This window comes from Kitasatospora sp. GAS204B, assembly GCF_029892155.1.
Lineage (GTDB): Bacteria > Actinomycetota > Actinomycetes > Streptomycetales > Streptomycetaceae > Kitasatospora.
Map to the genome: position 1 here is coordinate 185,489 of NZ_JARZAG010000010.1, position 16,898 is coordinate 202,386.

The window sequence follows — 16,898 nt, forward strand, 5'->3', positions numbered from 1 at the left end:
ACGATGGAGCGCACGAGCAGTGACGCAACGGGCCCTGCGAGCAGCGGGGCAGCAGCAGACCCGACGCTGGCCGAACGACTCACGGAGGTGTTCGCGCAGACGCTGGGAATCGCGTCGCAGGACGTGCGCCCGGACGAGTCCTTCTTCACACAGGGCGGCGACTCCCTGCTGAGCATCGAAGCCTCGGCCGCCGCCGAGGAGCAGGGCATCCCCATGACACTGGAGATGCTGTACCGGTGTCAGAGCCTGCGCGGGGTCCTGGCCGACCTCGCCGCAGCCGAGGAGCCGGCCCGGTCCGCCGCAGCGGACACCTCGACGGCGGTGACCGCGTTCCAGCTCTCCGACGAGGACCGCGCCCTGACCGCGGAGGGGCTGGAGGACGCGTTCCCGGCATCCGCGCTGCAGCAGGGCATGATCCTGCACTCCTCGATGTACGCCGGCAGCACGGCTTACCACGACGTGGCCCTGTACCGGGTCGGGGAGCGCCTCGACCCGGCCGCGATGCGGTCCGCCGTGGTCCACACCGTCGCCGCGCACCCGACCCTCCGCTCAAGTTTCGACATGGACTCGTACAGCGAGCCGCTCCAGCTCGTCCACCTCGCGGCCGAGGCCGAGTCGACCGCACACGACCACCGGGGGCTGAGCGGAGCCGAGCTGCAGGACCGCTACGACCGATGGGTGCGCGAGGAACACGCCCGTCCGTTCGACATCGCCTGCCCCCCGCTGCTGCGTCTGGCCCTCTTCGACGAAGGACCGGCCGGATTCGTGCTGGGGGTCTCGTTCCACCACGCGATTCTGGACGGGCACAGCCTGGCGCGTTTCGTCAGGCTCCTGCTCACTGCCCACCACGCGCTCGCGACAGGCGAGCGGCTGCCGCACGCCTCGTCCGCCATACCCGCCCAGCGGCAGGCAGCGGTTCTGGAGCAGCAGGCAGCGCGTTCCCAGGAGCAGCTCGACTGGTGGCGCGGCTACCTGCACGACTTCACGCCGCTCCGGCTGCCCCGCAGCGCGCAGCAGCACGGTCGAGACGGGATCGGCCGGCTGGAACAGCTCCTCGATCCCCAGGTGGCCGAACGGCTCAGGGCGGTGGCCCACGACCTCCGGCTCGGGATCAAGCACCTCACGCTGGGGATCCATCAGTGGATGGTGGGCCAGGTGACCGGGCGGACGGACGTCACCTGCGGGCTCATCGTCAACGTGCGCCCGCAGGCGGTCGGCAGCATCGACCAGTTGGGCCTCTTCCTCAACACCCTGCCCTGCCGGACCTCGGTCTCCGCGGCGAGCTGGCAGCAGCTGGCACAGCGGGCGCTGGAGGCCGAAGCAGCGGTCCTGGCCCACCGGCACGTCCCGTACGCGGTGCTGCGGCGCGAGCTGAAGCCGGCTGAGGAGCCGACCGAGGCCACGTTCAACTACGTGCGGTTCCGGGACCTCGACGCACTGACGGCGCAGACCGATGTCACCGTCGAGCCGCTGATGTTCTACGAGGAGGGCAACTTCCCGCTCAGCACCTACGTGGTGGAGGACATCGCGAGCTCGGCCATCGCTGTCCAGCTCCACTATGACCGCGGCGTGATCGACGACGCCTCGGCCCAGCGCATGATGGACCTGTACGTCCAGGGTCTCGATGCCTGCGCCTCGGATCCCACCGCGCCGTGCCCCCCACCGGATCCCGCGCCGGGCACGCTCGAACTCCTCGCCGGCGCACTGGATCTGGACGCAGCAGCGGTGGCCTCGGTGGTGGCGGCCAACGCGACCCAGCGCGACCTCTACCTCGACTACTGCCGCGAGCCCGACGCCGACCGGTACTGCCTCGCCTTCACGGCGGAGCTGGGACCGTCGTTGGACCTGACGGCCTGGCAGTCCGCCGTTGCCGGCGTGGTCGCCGAACACCCCGCCCTGCGGACGAGGTTCGCGGCCCTGGACGACGAGCCCTACTTCTGCGCCCTGCAACCGCAGCATGCGCCCGTCGAGGTCGCCGTTCCGGCCCCCGGCGCGCGGCCCGGCTCGCTCAAGGACGCGATCTCCGAGGCGCGCAAGCCGTACCGGCTGGAGCGCGATCCGCTCGTCCGCCATGCCGTGCTGCACGTTGACGGGCAGTGGCACGCGGTCCTGGGCGCGCACCACCTGGTGTTGGACGTGGCCGGTGCCCAGGAGGTGTTCGCCGACCTCTTCCACGCGTACGCCCGCCTCACTTCACCGCTCCCGGTCGATGCCGCTCCCGAGGACTCGCCGCAACCCGCCGAGCGCCCGGAGACCGAGCCCGCCTTCGACACGCCGGACACGATCGAGTACTGGCGCCAGATCGCCGACCGGACGGACGCGCTGAGCGTTCCGCCGCCCTTCGGAGCACCGCTCGACCGGCTTGACGAGGCGGCCCTCCGGGAGGAGCGCGTCAGCATCGGCGGCGAACCGCTGCTGCGGCTGCGGCGCGAGTGCGAGCGCCGCGGCATCGGCCCCTCCAGCATTCTGCTCGCCGCCTTCGGCCTGATGCTGGGACGCTGCTTCGCTCCCACCGGGGACTTCGTGGTCCATCGGCTCCAGGCCGGCCGCACCGCGGTCCGCCGCGCGAGCGGGGCCCGTTACCACGTGGTGCCGACGGTCATCCCCTGGTCCCAGCGGCACCAGGACGGGTTCGCAGGGCAGTTGCCGCAGACCCTGCACGACCGGCACCGAGCTCTCGGGCCGCGGGCCTTCGTCTCGGTGCTGCGCCAGCGCCGGCTGTTCAACGAGCAGACCCGCTTCTTCTACAACCACTATCCGACCCGCGAGCTGGACGGGCCGGGCGGCCCGGTGTCGCTGAGGGTGCACGAGGCCTACCCGCGTAACGAGGTCCACCTGATCGTCGAGGACCACGGCGACACGGTGGACCTGGTCCTTCGCGCGCACGCCGGCGACCTCCCCGTCCAGGGTCTGGCGGACCGGATCGCACGTACCGTCTCCGCCATCCTTCCGGCGGGCTCCGCAGCGGCGGAGCTGCACGAGGTGCCGCTGCTGTCCGCCGCCGAACGCGACCGACTACTGCACCACTGGAACGACACCACCACCCCGACCCCCACCACCACCGTCCACGACCTCGTCATCACCCAAGCCCACCGCACCCCCGACGCCACCGCCGTCCGCACCCCCACCACCACCCTCACCTACCGACAACTCCTCGACGACGCCCACCACCTCGCCGCCACCCTCCAACACCACGGCGCCCGCCCCGGCACCACCATCGGCATCCTCGCCCCCCGCACCCCCCAACTCGTCACCGCCCTCCTCGCCACCCTCATCACCGGAGCCGCCTACACCCCCCTCGACCCCGAATACCCCGCCAACCGCCTCCACCACATGATCCAGACCTCCCACATCACCACCATCCTCACCCACCACAACCACCCCCACATCACCGACCACTTCACCGGCACCCTCATCCCCATCGACACCCACCACCCCCACACCCCCACACCCACCACCACCCACCCCCAGGACCTCGCCTACACCATCTACACCAGCGGCTCCACCGGCACCCCCAAGGGCGCCATGAACCAGCACGACGGCGTGGTCAACCGACTGCTGTGGATGCGGGACGAGTTCGGTGTCGGGGCGGACGACGCCATCCTGCAGAAGACACCGATGAGCTTCGACGTGGCGGTATGGGAGTTCTTCCTCCCGCTGATCAGTGGCGCCGAGCTGGTGCTGGCCGAACCCGGGGGGCATCGGGACCCGCTCTACCTGGTCGAGGCCATCCGGACCGAGCGGATCACGACCGTGCACTTCGTGCCGTCCATGCTCCGCTACTTCCTCGCCGCGGTCGCGCCCGGAGACCTCCCGAGCCTTCGGCGGATCATCTGCAGCGGAGAGGCCCTCCCGGCCGACCTGCGCGACGAGTGCCACCGGAAGCTGCCCGACGTGCTGCTGAGCAACCTCTACGGTCCGACCGAGGCGGCCGTCGACGTCACCGCCTGGCACTGCGCACCCGACGAGACCGGCAGCAGCGTGCCGATCGGCAGCCCGATCGCCAACACCCGCACCTACGTCCTGGACGAGAACCTCGACCCGCTGCCGGTGGGAGCGGCAGGCGAGCTGTACCTCGCCGGAATCCAGGTCGGACGGGGATACTACGACCGCCCCTCGCTGTCGGCCGAACGCTTCCTGCCCGACCCGTACGCTCCGGCCCCCGGAGCCCGGATGTACCGCACCGGGGACCGGGCCCGCTGGCGCCCCGACGGCAACCTGGACTACCTCGGCCGCCTCGACCACCAGGTCAAGATCCGCGGGCAGCGGATCGAACTGGGCGAGATCGAAGCCGCCCTGCGGGCCCAACCCGGCGTGAGCGAAGCCGTGGTCGATGTCCGCGAAGCGGTCGCCGGACACCCGCAGCTGTTCGCCTACCTCACCGGCGACGGATCCACCGACCTCTCCGTGCCGAGCCTGCGCGCGGCCCTGGCCGACCTCCTCCCCTCCGCGATGCTGCCTTCGCGCTACACCGTGCTGGAAGCGATGCCGTTGAACAGCAACGGCAAGCTGGACCGCCGGGCCCTGCCCACCCCGGCGCCGCCGCGCACGGCGCGGCCCGCGTTCGCCAACGCGACCGAGTCGTCCATCGCCGGCGTCTGGGCCGAGGTCCTCGGCCGCTCGGACATCGCCCCGAACACCAACTTCTTCGACGCGGGAGGCGACTCACTGCTCCTGCTCCGCGTCCGGGGCAAGCTCGGCCGACTGCTGCCGGCAGCCCGAGGGCTCTCCCCGGTCGACCTCTTCGAGTTCCCCACCATCAGCTCGCTGGCCGCCAAGCTCACCGGTGAGGCCCGCGGAGACCAGTCAGCAGAGCCCGACCGGGCTTCGCTCCGACGTGCGCTGACCGCACGTCGGCGTCGTCCGGAAGGACCGCACGCATGACCGAGAGCGGCAAAGGCCTGGAACTGGCGATCGTCGGCATGGCCGGCCGGTTCCCCGGCGCTCCCGACGTCGACACCTTCTGGCGCAACCTCTGCGCCGGGGTGAGCGGCATCCGCGACCTGAGCGACGACGAGTTGCTGGCCTCCGGAGTGGCGGCGGAGCTACTGACCCGACCCGACTACGTGCGCAAAGCGGCGGTGATCGACGACGAGGACAGCTTCGACGCCGAATACTTCGGCTACAGTCCCGCGGAAGCCGCCATCATCGATCCCCAGCAGCGACTCTTCCTCCAGACGGCGGCAGCGGCACTGCAGAACGCCGGCTACGACTCCCGACGCTACCCGGGCCGGATCGGCGTGTTCGGTTCCGCCAGCGCCAACACCTATCTCCTCAACAACGTCTGGCCGAACGAGGCGCTGCACCGCACCTTCAGCCCGTTCACCCTGCTCCTGGGCGGCGAGAAGGACTACCTCGCCACCCGTACCGCCTACAAGCTCGATCTGACCGGGCCGGCGATGGCCGTGCAGAGTGCCTGCTCCAGCTCGCTCGTGGCGGTCCACCTCGCCGCCCAGGCCCTGATCGCCGGCGAGTGCGACATGGCGCTCGCGGGTGGCGTGACCGTCCGGGTTCCGCAGCGCGTCGGCCACCTCGCACACGAGTCGGGCATCGGCTCGCCGGACGGCCTGTGCCGCCCGTTCGACGCGGACGGGCAGGGCACCATCACCGGCAACGGGGTGGGCATGGTCCTCCTGAAGCCGCTGGACGACGCGATCGCCGCGGGCGACACCGTGGTCGCCGTGCTGCGCGGCTCCGCGGTCACCAATGACGGGGCGGCCAAGGTCGGGTTCTCCGCCCCCAGCGTGAACGGCCAGAGCGCCGCGATCCGCGCGGCACTCGATGTCGCCGAGATCGACTCCGGCTCGATCGGGTACGTCGAGGCCCACGGAACCGGCACTCCCCTCGGCGATCCGATCGAAGTCGCCGCGCTGACCCAGGCGTTCGGGCCAGGACCGGCGGCCCAGTGGTGCGCGATCGGCTCGGTGAAGTCCAACATCGGTCACCTGGACGCCGCCGCCGGCGTGGTCGGCCTGATCAAGGCCGCGCTCTGCGTCCGGGACGGCGTCATTCCGCCGAGCCTGAACTTCGACCGGCCGAACCCGCACATCCCGTTCGCCGAGGGCCCGTTCTTCGTCAACACCCGGCTGCGGAGCTGGCCGCTCGACGGCGTCCGCCGGGCCTGTGTCAACTCGATGGGCATCGGCGGCACCAATGCGCACGTGGTGCTGGAGCAACCGCCCACGCCACCGCTCATCGCAGCCGACGGCTCACGGGAGTTCGTGCTGGTGTCCGCCCGTACCGCCGACGCACTCGAACAGGCGACGGAGCAGCTGGCCGGCCGGTTGGAGAGCCACCCCGAGCTGCCGCTCGCCGATGTCGCGTGGACTACTCAGGTCGGCCGCCCCGAGCTCGACCACCGGCGGGCCGTCAGCGTGCGGGGCACCGCGCAGGTGCCATCGGCCCTGCGGGACGCAGCCGCCGGTGTCAGCCTCCGGTCGCCGCGCGGTTCCGAGCTGCACGCCGCATGGCTGTTCTCCGGGCAGGGCTCGCAGTTCCCCGGGATGGGCGCCGAGCTGTACCGGGAGAACGCGGCCTTCCGAGCCGCCCTCGACGACTGCGCCGACATCCTCCGCGCCCCCCTCGGGGTGGACATCCGCGAGCTGCTCCACGGCGCGGCCCCCGCCGGGGAGGAGGAGCTGCTGGACACCCGGCTGGCTCAACCGGTCCTGTTCTCCATGGGGTACGCCATGGCCGAAGCCCTCCGGGCCTACGGACTGCGGCCCGGGGCCCTGCTCGGCCACAGTGTCGGCGAGTACGTAGCGGCCCAGCAGGCCGGAATCCTCTCGCTCCCGGACGCGCTCGGCATCGTCGAGGCGCGCGGCCGCATCGTCTCCGGCCTGCGGCGCGGCGCGATGCTGACGGTGCCGCTGCCGCCGGCCGAGGTGGCCGGAATGCTGCCCGCGTCCCTGGCAGTCGCCGCGGTCAACGGGCCTGCGCTCTGCACCGTGGCCGGGCCGGGCGAAGCGATCGACGAACTGGCCGCGCTCCTGGCCGCATCGGGAACCACCGCCCGCCGTCTGCGGGTGTCGCACGCCTTCCACACCGCCGCCATGGACGAGGCGCTCGACCCCCTGCGGGTGGTTCTGCAGAACGTCGCGCTCCGCCCGCCCACGGTGCCCGTGGTGTCCAACGTGACCGGCGAGGTCCTGACTCCCGCTCAGGCCACCTCCCCCGAGTACTGGGTCCGGCACCTGCGCGAGCCGGTGCTCTTCTCCGACGGGGTCCGCACGCTCCTCGCCCAGGGCCACCGCGTCTTCCTGGACGTCGGCGCCCATCCGGTGCTCGGTCCGCTGGTACGCCACCATGCCGAGGACTCGGTCTTCGTGGCGACGCTGAACCGGCACACGGGACAGGGAGACGCAGAGCTGGCCGGATCGGTCGCCCGGTTGTGGACGCTGGGAGTGTCCGTCGACTGGCTCGCGGGGCGAAGGACCAGCTCGCGCCAGAGGATCCCGCTGCCCACCTATCCGTTCGAACGGCGACGGCACTGGGTGGACCCGCCAAGCGCGTCACCGCGGGCGGCCGCGCAGGACCCGGCCCGACCTGTGGCCGGCGCCGAACCGCGCACCGCCGGCCCCGGGCCCGCCGCGGCCGGCGACCCGCCCTCGACCACCAGGACCGCCCTGGCGGCCGTCTGGGCAGAACTGACCGGCGTGAGCGAGGTAGGCCCTGCCGACGACTTCTTCGCGCTGGGCGGCCACTCGCTACTCGCCACCCAGCTGTTCGCCCGGGTCAGGGAGCTCTTCGACCTCTCCCTGCCGATGCGCACGATCTTCGACCACCCGGAACTCGGTGCCCTGGCCGACCACATCGACCGGCTCAGGCCCCGGAGCAACGCCTCCCCCGCGAAGGCGACCGAGTCGGCACCGACCGCCGCGGAGGTCGTCCAGGAGGCGTACTTCCCGCTGACCAGCTCTCAGCAGAACCTCTGGTTCCTCCAGCGGGTCGCTCCCACGAGCAACTTCTACGCGCTGGGGAACCGCATCACCCTGCAAGGGCCGCTGGACCTCGACGCCTTCGAGGCCGCCCTGCGCGAGCTGGTCCAGCGGCACGCGATCCTGCGCACCACCTTTCCCCTGGTCGCACGCCGACCCGTCCAACACATCCGCCCAGCCGCCGAGAGCGCCGTCGAGGTGGTCGACGCCCGCCTGCTGCCGGACTCCGAGGTCCGGGAGATCCAGTCGGCCGCCGAACGGACCTGCCTCTCGCGGGTCCGGGACCTGACCGCGAACGCACCCTTCGCAGCAGTCGTCATACGCCGTTCCGAGGTTCGGCACGATGTGGTCCTGGTGCTGCACCACATAGCCGCCGACTACTGGGCGTCCGCGCTGCTCCTCACGGATCTCTTCGGCCTGTACACCGCGATGGCCGCCGGACAGCCGGCCCCGTCCGCTCCGCTCCCCCTGGCATTCGCGAACTTCGCCGTCGAGGAGCGCAAGAGGGAGGCGGAGCCGGAGTTCCAGCGCCTGATCGAGCATTGGAAGGGCGTCTTCCGTACTGCTCCACCGCCCCTGCAACTCCCCGGCCAGGGCAGCCGGCCCGCCTCGCCGGCGCACGCCGGCGCGTGGCAACCCGTCCACATCTGCGCGGAGACCGGGCTGCGGACCACGAACCTGGCCCGCAGTGTCACGGCGACGCCCTTCATGGTGCTGCTCGCCGCGTTCGCCGTGCAGTTGCACGCACTGAGCGGCGAGCAGGACCTGTGCATCGGCGCCTACGCCGGCAACCGCGCCAGCACGGAACTGGAATCGGTCATCGGGCTGTTCGCCAGCACCATCGCCCTGCGCATGGACGTGTCACCGGAGCTGACGTTCCGGCAGCTGGTCGAGCACGTCAAGGCCGTCTGCCTGGACGCGTTCGACCACTCGGGCGTCTCGGTCGACCAGCTGGTCAGCCACCTCGAACTGCCGCGGCAGGCGGGCCGGAACCCTCTGTTCCAAGCGATGCTGGTACTGGAGTCGGCCCCCCACCGGGACCCTGACGTCCCCGGCCTGGACATCACGGTGGAGGCGATAGAGACCGGAACAGCCAAACTCGACCTGCTGCTGACCCTCTTCCCCGACGGGTCCGGCTATCGGGGTTTCCTGGAGTACAGCCGTGACCTCTTCAGCGCCGAGACCGCGGCCGGACTGGCAGCAGGACTCGTCGAGACGCTGCGGTTGCTCGTCGGCCGGCCGGACGAACAGCTGGCTCACCTGCTCCGTAGCAGGTGAGCCAGTACCTCCGGAAACGGCGGATCGTGTCCTGCGTGGTGGTGCTCCGAGCACCGGCACGCAGGACACGATCCAAGGGCTGAGGCGTACCGGCCCTAACCCACCATCGACTCGATCAGCACCCCTGCCGGGCGGGAGGACCGAGCCGCCTCAGGCTCCTCGTCCACGGCACGCTCGCGACAGAAGACCCTCGGCAGCTCGGCGAGCCGGTAGGCGACCTCACCACCCGAGGTCCGCTCGGCCTCCACCAACCGCAGGTCCACCGCCTCCTCCAGCGCCTCCTCGGTCTCGTCCACCGAGAGTTCGGCAAGCTCCGCGCCCTGCACGGCGGTCACCGGGTGGCTGGTCGAGCGACCTATGCACCGGAAGACCCGCCGGGCCACGGGTCGAAGCCGGCGGTAGGGCTCCTCGAAGAGTGAGCGGGCACTGCGACCACCGCGTTCCAACTCGTCGAACCGGCGGGAGACCGGCTGGAGCAGGTCGACCAGACGCTGGATACTCCAGTGCGGCTTGGCAGCCAGGCGCATCCCGGCGCTGCTCACCGCGAGCGGCAGGTACCCGCAGAGCGCCACCAGCTGGCGGGCACTGGCGAGTTCCCGCTCGACGCGGCCGTCGCCCACGACCGAGACCAGGAGGTCGGTGGCATCCTGTTCCGTCAGCGGCGCCAACTGGACCAGGTGCCCCAGCCCCTTTCCGACCAGCCGAGCGCGGCTGGTCGTGATCACCGCGCAGTTCGCCGCCCCGGGCGTCAGATCCCGCAGGGTCCTCTCGTCCGGAACGTCGTCCAGCACGATCAGCACCCGCCGCTCCGCCAGGGCGCTGCGGTATTCCGTGATCCGGTCGTCCAGCTTCTCGGGCACGTCCACGCCCAGGGCATGGAGGAGATGGGCGAGTGTCTCGCCGAAGTCCGCCTGCAGCAGACCGCTGCCGCGGAAATCCACGAAGAGCTGCCCGTCCTGAAAACGCTCCTTCAGCTGATGGGCGACGTGCACGGCGAGTGAGGTCTTCCCGATCCCGCCCTCGCCGGTCACGATGCAGACCGCCGGCCCGTTCGGTGCCGCGTCGTCCTGACGGGTCAGAATCCGCGCCATCGCCTCGGCGGGTCCATCCGTTCCGACCAGGATCCCGAGGGCGGGTGGAAGCTGACGCGGCACCGGTCGCTCCGGCGCCTCGGTCTGCTCCAGGAGTCGCGGAGCCGGCAAGGTGGGCAGGTCGAGGGCGGGATCCTCCGCCAGGATGGACTGCTCGACCCGCTGCAGCGTGGCGCTCGGCTCCAGGCCGAGCTCCTCGATCATCGTCCGCCGCGTCTGGCGGTACACCGCGAGTGCCTCGGCCTGACGGCCGGAGCGGTAGAGCGCGAGCATCAGTTGGGCGCGCAGCTGCTCCCGGAGCGGATGCTCGGTGATCAGGGCGGTCAGCTCCCCGACCATCTCGCGGTGGCGGCCGAGGCCGAGCTCCAGCTCGATGCACTCCTCCAGTGCCACCAGGCGCTGCTCGTTCAGCCGGGCCGCACCCGCACGCACCACCCGGCTGGACAGATCATCGAAGGCGGGGCCGCGCCACATGTCCAGGGCACGGCGCAGTTCACCGCAGGCCTGTTCCCGCTGCCCCTGCGCCGCCGCCGTCCGCGCCACTGCCACCACGTCGTTGAAGCCGTTGAGGTCCAGGGCATCGCGCGGGACGTCCAGCAGGTACCCCGAGGGGCGGGTGAGGATGATGCCGCTCGGCGCGCCCGCCGCGACGAGCGCCCGACGAAGCATCGAAACGCAGTTCTGCACCTGCTCCTTGGCGGTCGCGGGCGGCACGGTGTCCCACATCGTCTCGGTCAGGCGACTGACCGAGACCGTCCTTCCGGCGTTGAGGAGCAGCACAGCGAGAATGTGCCGCTGCCGCAGGCCGCCGACCTCGATGGTCTTCTCACTGGCCGTCATCTCCAACGGACCGAGCACCGAAAAGTACATTTGAATCTCCCGGTAATAGCGCGTCCGGACACCGGAAGGCGACGCGAACAACCGGGTGGATCCCACCCTCGCCAGTAGGCTGCCCGCCGCTCAACCGCCGAACCTGCGGGTGATGCTGCCGCCAGCGCCTACTTTCCACCTCACGAGCCGCTACCACCGCTGCCATCAGCGGTACCGCGGTCGGCGGTCCAGGGTAGAGCGGACAAACCGCGACCGACCGACGCCTTGGCCGCCGGTCCCCGCGACGTCGCGGGGACCGGCGGCCAAGGCGAAGCCGCTTCCGGCTCAGGCCGCGGTGGACCGGGTCAGCCGCCCGCCACCTGCTGCGGTTCGGGCGTGGCCTCGGCGGCCTCCGCGTCGACCGGCTTGGCCTCCTGGGGCTTGCGCAACGACCTGGCCGGCGAAAAGATCATGAAGAGTGGGGACGCGAGGTACGCACCGCAGCAGATCAGCAGGGAACCCCGCAGACCGACAGCAGTACCGAGCCAGCCACCCAGCACCGCCGAGACCGCCAGCAGACCCCAGGACAGCACGCTGGAGGCCGAACTGATGCGTCCGAGCATGCCGGCGGGGCTCGCGCTCTGGATCAGCGTCTGGGTCAGGCTCCCGTACACCGGCGCGATGAAGCCGAAGAGGAGCCACGGTGCGCTCACCACGAGCACCGAGACCGGACGGTGGCCGAGCAGCGGGAACGCGAACGACGCCAAGCCGTTGAGCAGGCCGGCGACGATCAGGGTCGGACCGAAACCGAACCGGCGGCCGATCGAGGCAGCCGACAGGGAGCCCGCGATGGCCCCCGCGCCGAACACCATGAACGGCACCGCTACCAAGGACGGCGCGAGGCCCAGGGTGCGGGTCAGGAAGAGGATGTAGACCGGGCCGAAGATGCCGTTCCCCAGGGCCAGTGCCCCGGTGCTCAGTACCGCCGGACGCAGGTACCGATTTCCGAACAGCGTGCGCAGGCCTTCCCCGATGTCCTGCCGAAGCGTCGTCTCACGTCGCTCCGGCTGCTTCCGTGCCTCCTGCTCGGGCAGCCGGAACATGAACAGCGCCGAGACGAGATAGGAGAGCGAGTCGACCACCAACGCGACCGGAGCGGTCAGCACTCCGACCAGCCAGCCACCGAGGCCGGGGCCCGCGACATAGGAAACGGACTGGCTCAGCCGGGTCAGACTGTTTCCCTCGACCAGCTGTTCCTCGTCGATGAGTTCGGGCAGGACCGCGGAGGACGCGGAATTCGCGAACACCGTGCAGACTCCGACGCACAGCACCACGAAGGCCAGGCCCATGAAATTCAGGACGTGACACCAGGCGCATATCGGTACGATCGCCAGCAGTCCGAAGCGGAGCAGATCCGTGAGGATCAGCGTGCGCCGATGCGAGGACCGGTCCACCCAACTCCCCGCCTGGAGCCCGATCACCAGCCAGGGCAGGAACCCGAGGGCGGACAGCAGGCCCATCTGAAAGGTCGAGACCTTCAGATAGACGGCCGAGGTGAGCGGCATGGCGATCTCCGTCACTGCGGTGCCCATCACCGAAATGCTCTGGCCGATCCAGAGATTCCGGAACCGAGCCTGGCGCCTCAGGGTGTTGACCATCATCCTCAAAGCATCCTCCCCAAGTCCTCTACGTCAGCGTACGATCGCCCCGAGTAAATCAGCCGCTCCAATGCAGGACAAGGCCGCGCGATCACCTCGGGGATCGTCAATGGTTCGCCGATGGCGCCCTGATGACACTTCGATGGGAAATCCCTGGATTATTTCTCTGCAGAAATTTCTCACGAAGGCGCACGGAGCGGACCCCGATGCGCCGCCTCTCCGATCCAGACAAATCCCTGAGAAGGGCAATCATGGCGGACCGCCAAGTATTCTCCGGACACTCCGAATCAGTACCGGACAGGATCGGCAGACCACTCCACTGCTGGTTGGCGGGCAGGGGCGCACTTGTCATCGAGTGCGGCGAACGCCTGCTCGCACGCGGACATCGGGTCGGCGGAATGGCCGGCGAACGGGGCCCGGCCAGAGAGTGGGCAGAACGACGCGGCGTCCCCACCGCCGACCACACCCGCGGCCTGGGCGGACCGCGGCCCGACTACCTGTTCAGCATCGCCAATCCCGAGGTACTCACCGGCGCCGAACTAGCACTGCCTGGCAAGCTGGCGATCAACTTCCACAGCTCTCCGCTGCCGCGCTACGCCGGTGTGAACCAGATGCCCTGGGCGCTGGTGAACGGCGAGCAGGAATACGGCACCACCTGGCACACGATGCGGGAGCGTCTCGACAGCGGCGACATCCTGGTCCAGCGGACGTTTCCGGTCGCAGCCGACGAGACCACCCTGACCCTGAGCATCAAGTGCTACGACGACGGCCTGGCCGGCTTCGACGAGCTGCTGGCGCAGCTGGAGCAGCAGCGTCTGCGACCACGGGCCCAGGACCTGGAGCAGCGCTCCTACTACTCCCGTCGACGCCGTCTGCCGGCAGCCGGGCTGGTCGCGGCCGGTCAGCCCGCCGAGGAGATCGAACGCTGGTGCCGGGCGGCCGACATGGGTCCGACGGACAACGCCTTCGGCGCCCCCAAGATCCTGGTGGGCGACTCACTGGCGGTACTCACGAAAGTCACCTCGCGGGCAGCCTCCGACGAGGATCGCAGCGGTCTCGTGGTGCCCGCTGATCCGGGCACGCTCGCACTCACCACGGGTGGCGGCGATCTCGTCATCCACCGGGTTCGCGGCCTGGACGGCGTCGAGCTGTCGGGGGCCGAGTGGGCCTCGGCCCTCGGCATCGAGGCCGGCCGGCATCTCGACCTCCCCGGCCACGACCTGGCCCGGCTCGCTGGTGAGTGCGACACCGGGTTCAACCGCCACGAGAGCGGTTGGGCAGCTGTGCTGGCAACGGTCCAGCCGATGTCCGAGCACCTGCCGCTGGGGGCTTCGACCGGATCGCTGCCGCCGGACTCCCACACGGCCACCGTCCGGCTCCCCCCGGCGGCCCGGCCGGCCACCCGCACCCGCGAGGGCCGACGAGAGTGGCTGACCGCCGCGGCGCTGGGCTGGGCCGCCTACGCGGCGGGCTTCGGCGGACGGCAGCAGACCTTCTGGTGGAGCGAACCATCCGTCCGAGCCGCAGTCGGCCCCTTGGACCAGCTGTTCGCGACAGCCGTGCCGGTCACCCTCGACACCGACGACGCCGAGATCGAGTCCACGGGCTCCGCCGCCGTACGGCAAGCCGCCGCTCAGGGCACGTTCCTGCGTGACATCGCCGTGCGCCGAGCAGGCGTCCCGCCGCAAGCCCCGCGCCCGACCATCGTCTTCGCCCTGGACACCGGTCCGCTCGGGCTGCGCCCGGCACCGCGGATCACCGTCTGCCTGAACGTGGACGAAGACCGGTTGCACGTCATGGCGCCGGATTCCGACACGTCTTTCACTGTGGCGGCAGTCCTCGCTGCCGCGCTCACCACCCGGGCCCAACGCGTTCAAAGCGGCGGCTCCCGGCAGGAAGGACTCCAATGAACGCTGACACCGCACTGCCGACCCTCGCCCTGGTCTACGGGTTCGGTTCGGTCAGCCCGATCAGCATCATCCAGGCCGCGCAGACGGACGCCCGGCTGCTGTTCCTCATCGACGGGCAGGACCCGCACTGCCGCACGATGCGCCCTGTCCTGGAGGCGCTGGCGCCGACTGTCGACTACAGCACCGCCGAGGACCTGGCGTCGGCGTGTACCGAGGCATCGGAGAGCCCGGTCCGCGGCATCCTGACGTTCAGTGACTCACTGGTGCGCACCACGGCTGGGCTGGCCGCTCGCCTCGGCCTCCCCTACCACCGGCTCGAGACGGCCGCCGCACTGACCGACAAGTCGCGCCAGCGCGCCCTGCTGAACGCGGCCGGCGTGAGCGTGACGCGACAGGTCTCCGTTGCCGACAGCTCCGAGCTGGCGGCAGCCGCGGCAACGGTCGGCTACCCGGTGGTCGTCAAGCCCGTGCACGGCGACTCCGGCCGGTACACGCTGTGCTGTACCGACAAGGACGAGCTGGCGCAGGCCGTCGAGACCGTCCTGCCCGAGCGGCTGGGGGACGGCCCGCACAGCTGGGAGGTCGAGGAGCTGCTGACACCGGGGCGCCATCCGTTCGGTGACTGGCTCGGTGACTACGTGTCGGTGGAGTCGGTCACCGATGCGTCGGGGACCTGGCACTTCGCGGTCAGCGACAAGCTGCCGCTCGCCGCTCCCTTCCGCGAGCACGGGACGATCATCCCCGGCATGCTGCCCCAGGAGCTCCGGGACGAGGTCACGGCGATGGCAGCGGCAGCGGTGCGGGCGCTGGGCGTCGACATCGGCATCACCCATACCGAGCTCAAGCTGACGCCGCAGGGACCACGGGTGATCGAGGTGAACGGCCGCCTGGGCGGCGGGATCGCCCAGCTGATGAACCGGTGCTCGGACCTCGATCCGGTACGGCTGGCGGTCCGCACCGCGGTCGGCTACCCGGTGGACCGGCGGCCTGTGGTGTTCGACGGCTCGGCGCTGTTCTACCTCGCCCTGCCGCCGCAGCAGCGCGTGCGGGTCCGGAGCGCGGCACCCGCCTCCCGGTTCCTGCGCCACCCCCGGGTGTGGGACGTGGATGTGTTCGTCCAGCCCGGCACGGTCCTCGACTGGCGCAACGGCCTGAAGGACCGCGCGTTCACGATCCGGGCCGAGGGCGCGGACCACACGGAGATCGCCGAGGTGGTCCGCTGGCTGGACCACGCCTGCGCGGAGGGCATCGAGTACGAACCCGCCGACTGAGCCGCTCACGCCGGCCGGACGCGCCAAAAACCGCGGGAGCGTGCCGTGTTCTGCTGAACACGGCACGCTCCCGCAGGTTCTCAGGGAAGGTTGAAGCCACCGTCGACCGCGAGGTTGACCCCGGTGATCCAGGCAGCCGCCGGGCTGCAGAGGAACGTGGCCGCGTGCGCGATGTCGTCCTCGGTCCCGAGCCGCCCGAGTGGAATCCGGCCGAGCACATCGGCGAACGCGTCACCGGAGTCGGCCAGCCCGAGCATGTTCGCGGCCGCACCGGCAGTCGGCACCGGCCCCGGGCCGATGCCGTTGACCCGAATGCCGTGCTTCCCCCACTCACCGGCCCAGCTCCGGGTCAGCGACAGGACTCCCGCCTTGGCCGCGCCGGCGTGCGAGAAGCCGGGGAAGCCGCGTTCGGCATCGACCATGCTGATGTTGAGGATGCTCCCGCGGGCAGCCTCGATCATGTCGTTGGCGAAGGCCCTCGTCACGTTGAAGGTGCCGACGAGGTCGATGTCCAGGACCGTCGAGAAGGCCCGCCGGGTCATCCGCTCCGCCGCCATCTTGAAGTTGGCGGCCGCGTTGTTGACCAGGATCGTCGGTACCCCCACCGCACCGAGCACGTGCTCGCGCAGCAGGTCGATGCGCTCCTCGTCCCGGACGTCGCAGAGGAAGCCGCCCGGTGTTCGACCGGTCCGCTCCGCGATACCGGTCATGGCCTGCTCCAGTCGCTCGGGCCTGCGGGCCACGATCACGACCTCGCATCCCAGCCTGGTGAAGCCTTCCGCGATCGCCAGGCCGATGCCGCTGGAACCACCTGTCACCACGGCGGTCTGACCGGCCAACAACCCGTCGGCGAATATTCGGCTCACGCTCCCACTCCTGATCTTCGATTGCGGCCGGCCGCACCGGCCTGGGGCCCGATCGCCAGGGGTGCTCCGGGCGGCAC

General features: G+C 70.7%; 7 protein-coding genes. 4 read left to right on the forward strand and 3 right to left on the reverse strand.

Going from position 1 to position 16,898, the window contains the following annotated elements; genetic code table 11:
• The first annotated feature begins 3 nt into the window (after positions 1 to 3).
• Both P3T41_RS16375 and P3T41_RS16380 read left to right on the forward strand, forming a co-directional pair.
• Entirely contained in the window at positions 4 to 4,884 is a 4,881-nt protein-coding gene (locus P3T41_RS16375; protein WP_280690584.1) for a non-ribosomal peptide synthetase, read from the forward strand.
• Positions 4,881 to 9,215, forward strand: a complete 4,335-nt coding sequence (locus P3T41_RS16380) for a condensation domain-containing protein (RefSeq protein ID WP_280690585.1) — start codon at positions 4,881 to 4,883, stop codon at positions 9,213 to 9,215. Before P3T41_RS16375 ends, P3T41_RS16380 begins: the two co-directional genes overlap by 4 nt.
• A gap of 95 nt (positions 9,216 to 9,310) precedes the next feature.
• Here P3T41_RS16380 and P3T41_RS16385 read toward each other — a convergent pair whose 3' ends face one another.
• A complete protein-coding gene (locus tag P3T41_RS16385) occupies positions 9,311 to 11,176 on the reverse strand; it encodes an AfsR/SARP family transcriptional regulator (RefSeq protein WP_280690586.1) in 1,866 nt (621 codons plus the stop codon).
• Between the two features lie 305 nt (positions 11,177 to 11,481).
• Entirely contained in the window at positions 11,482 to 12,777 is a 1,296-nt protein-coding gene (locus P3T41_RS16390; protein WP_348533661.1) for an MFS transporter, read from the reverse strand.
• 395 nt (positions 12,778 to 13,172) lie between these two features.
• On the opposite strand from P3T41_RS16390, the gene P3T41_RS16395 reads away from it, so the two are divergent.
• Both P3T41_RS16395 and P3T41_RS16400 read left to right on the forward strand, forming a co-directional pair.
• The gene (locus tag P3T41_RS16395) at positions 13,173 to 14,684 is read left to right on the forward strand and encodes a formyltransferase family protein (protein WP_280690587.1); all 1,512 of its coding nucleotides are present in this window, start codon (positions 13,173 to 13,175) and stop codon (positions 14,682 to 14,684) included.
• Entirely contained in the window at positions 14,681 to 15,955 is a 1,275-nt protein-coding gene (locus tag P3T41_RS16400; RefSeq protein WP_280690588.1) for an ATP-grasp domain-containing protein, read from the forward strand. The genes P3T41_RS16395 and P3T41_RS16400 overlap by 4 nt, the downstream gene beginning before the upstream one ends.
• Positions 15,956 to 16,035: 80 nt before the next feature.
• Here the strand turns inward: P3T41_RS16400 and P3T41_RS16405 are convergent, their stop codons facing one another.
• A complete protein-coding gene (locus P3T41_RS16405) occupies positions 16,036 to 16,821 on the reverse strand; it encodes an SDR family oxidoreductase (RefSeq protein ID WP_280690589.1) in 786 nt (261 codons plus the stop codon).
• Between the last annotated feature and the right edge of the window lie 77 nt (positions 16,822 to 16,898).